General features: G+C 53.2%; 3 rRNA genes. All 3 read left to right on the top strand.

The window, feature by feature from the left end:
* Positions 1-218: 218 nt before the first annotated feature.
* Positions 219-1,737 (top strand): 16S ribosomal RNA (locus WG936_RS12105).
* A gap of 350 nt (positions 1,738-2,087) precedes the next feature.
* Positions 2,088-5,158, top strand: a 23S ribosomal RNA gene (locus WG936_RS12100).
* Positions 5,159-5,284: 126 nt separating this feature from the next.
* Positions 5,285-5,402, top strand: a 5S ribosomal RNA gene (rrf, locus tag WG936_RS12095).
* The 16S, 23S and 5S rRNA genes sit together here, the layout of an rRNA operon.
* Position 5,403 lies beyond the last annotated feature (1 nt).

Below are 5,403 nucleotides of genomic sequence, written 5' to 3'. Positions count from 1 at the left end.
TTTTGTATCTTTTGATTTTTTGGTTGTGTGTTGGTGCCGGCAGGCCCGGAGGGGTCTGTGTAAGCATTTAATACTCAACTTTTTGTGGTGGCGGGTTTTTCCTCGTCGGATTGTCGGTCATCACTTTTTTGGACAATCTAGCTTTATTTTTTTGCTGGTTGTTTGTTTTGCTAGGTAGTTGGGCTTTTCATAGCACTGATTATTTAATCATTTGTTCTTTTATGGAGAGTTTGATCCTGGCTCAGGACGAACGCTGGCGGCGTGCTTAACACATGCAAGTCGAACGGAAAGGCCTCTTCGGAGGTACTCGAGTGGCGAACGGGTGAGTAACACGTGAGTGATCTGCCCTACACTTTGGGATAAGCCTGGGAAACTGGGTCTAATACCGAATATTCACTCCTCTTTAGTGTGGGGGGTGGAAAGCCTTGTGCGGTGTGGGATGAGCTCGCGGCCTATCAGCTTGTTGGTGGGGTAATGGCCTACCAAGGCGTCGACGGGTAGCCGGCCTGAGAGGGTGTACGGCCACATTGGGACTGAGACACGGCCCAGACTCCTACGGGAGGCAGCAGTGGGGAATATTGCACAATGGGCGCAAGCCTGATGCAGCGACGCCGCGTGGGGGATGACGGCCTTCGGGTTGTAAACCTCTTTCGACAGGGACGAAGCTTTTGTGACGGTACCTGTATAAGAAGCACCGGCTAACTACGTGCCAGCAGCCGCGGTAATACGTAGGGTGCGAGCGTTGTCCGGAATTACTGGGCGTAAAGAGCTCGTAGGTGGTTTGTCGCGTCGTCTGTGAAATCCCGGGGCTTAACTTCGGGCGTGCAGGCGATACGGGCATAACTTGAGTGCTGTAGGGGAGACTGGAATTCCTGGTGTAGCGGTGAAATGCGCAGATATCAGGAGGAACACCAATGGCGAAGGCAGGTCTCTGGGCAGTAACTGACGCTGAGGAGCGAAAGCATGGGGAGCGAACAGGATTAGATACCCTGGTAGTCCATGCTGTAAACGGTGGGCGCTAGGTGTAGGGGTCTTCCACGACTTCTGTGCCGTAGCTAACGCATTAAGCGCCCCGCCTGGGGAGTACGGCCGCAAGGCTAAAACTCAAAGGAATTGACGGGGGCCCGCACAAGCGGCGGAGCATGTGGATTAATTCGATGCAACGCGAAGAACCTTACCTGGGCTTGACATACACCAGATCGCTGCAGAGATGTAGTTTCCCTTGTGGCTGGTGTACAGGTGGTGCATGGTTGTCGTCAGCTCGTGTCGTGAGATGTTGGGTTAAGTCCCGCAACGAGCGCAACCCTTGTCTTATGTTGCCAGCGCGTTATGGCGGGGACTCATGAGAGACTGCCGGGGTTAACTCGGAGGAAGGTGGGGATGACGTCAAATCATCATGCCCCTTATGTCCAGGGCTTCACACATGCTACAATGGTCGGTACAACGCGTCGCGAGCCTGTGAGGGTGAGCTAATCGCTGAAAGCCGGCCTCAGTTCGGATTGGGGTCTGCAACTCGACCCCATGAAGTCGGAGTCGCTAGTAATCGCAGATCAGCAACGCTGCGGTGAATACGTTCCCGGGCCTTGTACACACCGCCCGTCACGTCATGAAAGTCGGTAACACCCGAAGCCAGTGGCCCAACCTTTTTGGGGGGAGCTGTCGAAGGTGGGATCGGTGATTGGGACGAAGTCGTAACAAGGTAGCCGTACCGGAAGGTGCGGCTGGATCACCTCCTTTCTAAGGAGCTTTTTGGCCTGCAGTTGTAGGCCGTTGATATGCCAATGTAGTGGGCGAGTGTTCTGCTGTTGGTTTATTTGAATCGGGTGGAGACCAACCCGCGTGCCGTTAGGTGGCGTGTGGTGCGACCAGAAAATTCTTTGTTGTGGGTGCTTGGCATGCTGTTGGGTGTCTGGGATGACATGTGTTTGTGTTGTTTCCTGTTGATTCATCTGGTGATGGTTGCTGCGCTTTGTGTGTGGTGGTTGTTGGTGGGTGGGTGTGTTGTGTGAGAACTGTATAGTGGACGCGAGCAATTTTTCATCTTTATTTTTTGTAAGTGTTTTAGTATTTTTGTGTTGCCTTTATGGTGTTTTGTTACTTAGGGCACACGGTGGATGCCTTGGCATACTGAGCCGATGAAGGACGTGTAAGGCTGCGATAAGCCTCGGGGAGTTGCCAATAGAGCGTTGATCCGAGGGTGTCCGAATGGGGAAACCCAGCCGCAGTGATGTGTGGTTACCTGCCCATGAATTCATAGTGGGTGTGGAGGTTACGCGGGGAAGTGAAACATCTCAGTACCCGTAGGAGAAGAAAACAATTGTGATTCCGTTAGTAGCGGCGAGCGAACGTGGATTTTTGGCTAAACTGTATGCGTGTGATACCCGGCAGGGGTTGCGTGTGCGGGGTTGTGGGGTTTTATTGTTGTGGTGCTGCCGTGCCACTCATGATGGATTGGTTGTTAGGGGAAGTGGTGTGGAAACGCCTGCCGTAGACGGTGAGAGCCCGGTACCTGAAAATGACTGGTTGTTGTGTGATAATTTTCCCCGAGTAGCAGCGGGCTCGTGAAATCTGCTGTGAATCTGCCGGGACCACCCGGTAAGCCTGAATACTCAGTGTGACCGATAGCGGATTAGTACCGTGAGGGAATGGTGAAAAGTACCCCGGGAGGGGAGTGAAATAGTACCTGAAACCGTGTGCTTACAATCCGTCAGAGCCCTTTTGGGGTGATGGCGTGCCTTTTGAAGAATGAGCCTGCGAGTCAGCGGCATGTCGCGAGGTTAACCCGTTGTGGGGTAGTCGTAGCGAAAGCGAATACTAACTAGTGTGTTTAGTGGCATGTCTTGGACCCGAAGCGGGGTGATCTACCCATGGCCAGTGTGAAGCAGCTGTAAGAGGTTGTGGAGGCGCGAACCCACTTAGGTTGAAAACTGAGGGGATGAGTTGTGGGTAGGGGTGAAAGGCCAATCAAACTCCGTGATAGCTGGTTCTCCCCGAAATGCATTTAGGTGCAGCGTTGTATGGTGCTTGCCGGAGGTAGAGCTACTGGTTGGTTTAGCGGGACTACAATCTTAGCGACGTCAGCCAAACTCCGAATGCCGGTTAAGTTAGTGCAGCAGTGAGACTGCGGGGGATAAGCTTCGTAGTCGAGAGGGAAACAGCCCAGATCGCCGGTTAAGGTCCCTAAGAGTGTGCTAAGTGGAAAAGGATGTGGGATCGCTTAGACAGCCAGGAGGTTGGCTTAGAAGCAGCCATCCTTGAAAGAGTGCGTAATAGCTCACTGGTCGAGTGGTTCTGCGCCGACAATGTAGTGGGGCTCAAGCACACCACCGAAACCGCGGCAATATATTTATATGTTGGGTAGGGGAGCGTCGTGTACTGCGTTGAAGCATCCGGGTAACCTGGTGTGGAGTGTACGCGAGTGAGAATGCAGGCATGAGTAACGAATTGATAGGTGAGAATCCTATCCGCCGGATGACTAAGGGTTCCTGGGTCAAGCTCGTCTTCCCAGGGTGAGTCGGGGCCTAAGGCGAGGCCGACAGGCGTAGTCGATGGATAACGGGTTGATATTCCCGTACCCGAGTGTGTGCGACCATGGTGAATCAGTGATACTAACCGCCCTGAAGCATATCTGGTCCAACTTTGTTGGTCTGGTGTTGTGGATGCGTGGGGCCTGATCTGGTAGTAGCTAAGTGATGGGGTGACGCAGTGAGGTAGCCGAGCCACTTATTGGATTGTGGTGTAAGCGTGTAGCCCGCGGCCTAGGTAAATCCGGGACCGCATTTTGGGTGAGGCGTGATGCGTAGACTTTTTAAGTTGATGTTGGTGATCCTGTACTGTCGAGAAAAGCCTCTAGCGATGTGCATATTCGGCCCGTACCCTAAACCGACACAGGTAGTCAGGTAGAGAATACTAAGGCGTTCGGGTGAACTGTGGTTAAGGAACTCGGCAAAATGCCCCCGTAACTTCGGGAGAAGGGGGGCCATGGCTGGTGATCATCTTTTCGGTGTGAGCTGGTTGTGGTCGCAGAGAATAGAGGGAAGCGACTGTTTATTAAAAACACAGGTCCGTGCGAAGACGATAAGTCGATGTATACGGACTGACGCCTGCCCGGTGCTGGAAGGTTAAGAGGACCTGTTAGGCTATTAGCCGAAGCGGAGAATTTAAGCCCCAGTAAACGGCGGTGGTAACTATAACCATCCTAAGGTAGCGAAATTCCTTGTCGGGTAAGTTCCGACCTGCACGAATGGCGTAACGACTTCCCTGCTGTCTCAACCACAGGCCCGGTGAAATTGCAGTACGAGTAAAGATGCTCGTTACGCGCGGCAGGACGAAAAGACCCCGGGACCTTCACTATAGCTTGGTATTGGTGTTTGGTGCGGTTTGTGTAGGATAGGTGGGAGACTGTGATGCAGCATCGCTAGGTGTTGTTGAGTCGTTGTTGAAATACCACTCTGATCGTAGTAGATACCTCAACCTCGGCCCATGATCTGGGTTAGGGACAGTGCCTGGTGGGTAGTTTAACTGGGGCGGTTGCCTCCTAAAGAGTAACGGAGGCGCCCAAAGGTTTCCTCAGCCTGGTTGGCAATCAGGTGGTGAGTGTAAGTGCACAAGGGAGCTTGACTGTGAGACTGACAGGTCGAGCAGGGACGAAAGTCGGGACTAGTGATCCGGCACTGGCTTGTGGATGCGGTGTCGCTCAACGGATAAAAGGTACCCCGGGGATAACAGGCTGATCTTCCCCAAGAGTCCATATCGACGGGATGGTTTGGCACCTCGATGTCGGCTCGTCGCATCCTGGGGCTGGAGTAGGTCCCAAGGGTTGGGCTGTTCGCCCATTAAAGCGGCACGCGAGCTGGGTTTAGAACGTCGTGAGACAGTTCGGTCTCTATCCGCCGCGCGCGTTGAAACTTGAGAAAGGCTGTCCCTAGTACGAGAGGACCGGGACGGACGTACCTCTGGTGTGCCAGTTGTACCGCCAGGTGCATGGCTGGTTGGCTACGTACGGAAGGGATAACCGCTGAAAGCATCTAAGCGGGAAGCCTGTTTCGAGATAAGGTTTCTTTTGAGGTTCCCTCTAGATTAGGGGGTTGATAGGCCAGATCTGGAAGTGGGGCAACTCATGGAGGTGACTGGTACTAATTGACCAAGACAAAACCCCATTGTGGGTAACGCTAAAAGTATTATGTGACGTGTCTTGCCGAAAATAAAGAAAAAGAATTGTTCGTGTTCATTGTGCAGTGTCTGACACAGCACACATGTTGTGTGTGTTTGTGTTGTTGATTGTGTCGGTGGTTGTTAGCGTTGGGGAAACGCCCGGTCCCATTCCGAACCCGGAAGCTAAGCCCTTCTGCGCCGATGGTACTGCACCTGGGAGGGTGTGGGAGAGTAGGTCACCGCCGGCCT

The organism is Corynebacterium sp. H127, assembly GCF_037482665.1.
GTDB lineage: Bacteria > Actinomycetota > Actinomycetes > Mycobacteriales > Mycobacteriaceae > Corynebacterium.
Note: the sequence above shows the minus strand (reverse complement) of the source record. Positions and strands in the feature narration are given on the sequence as shown.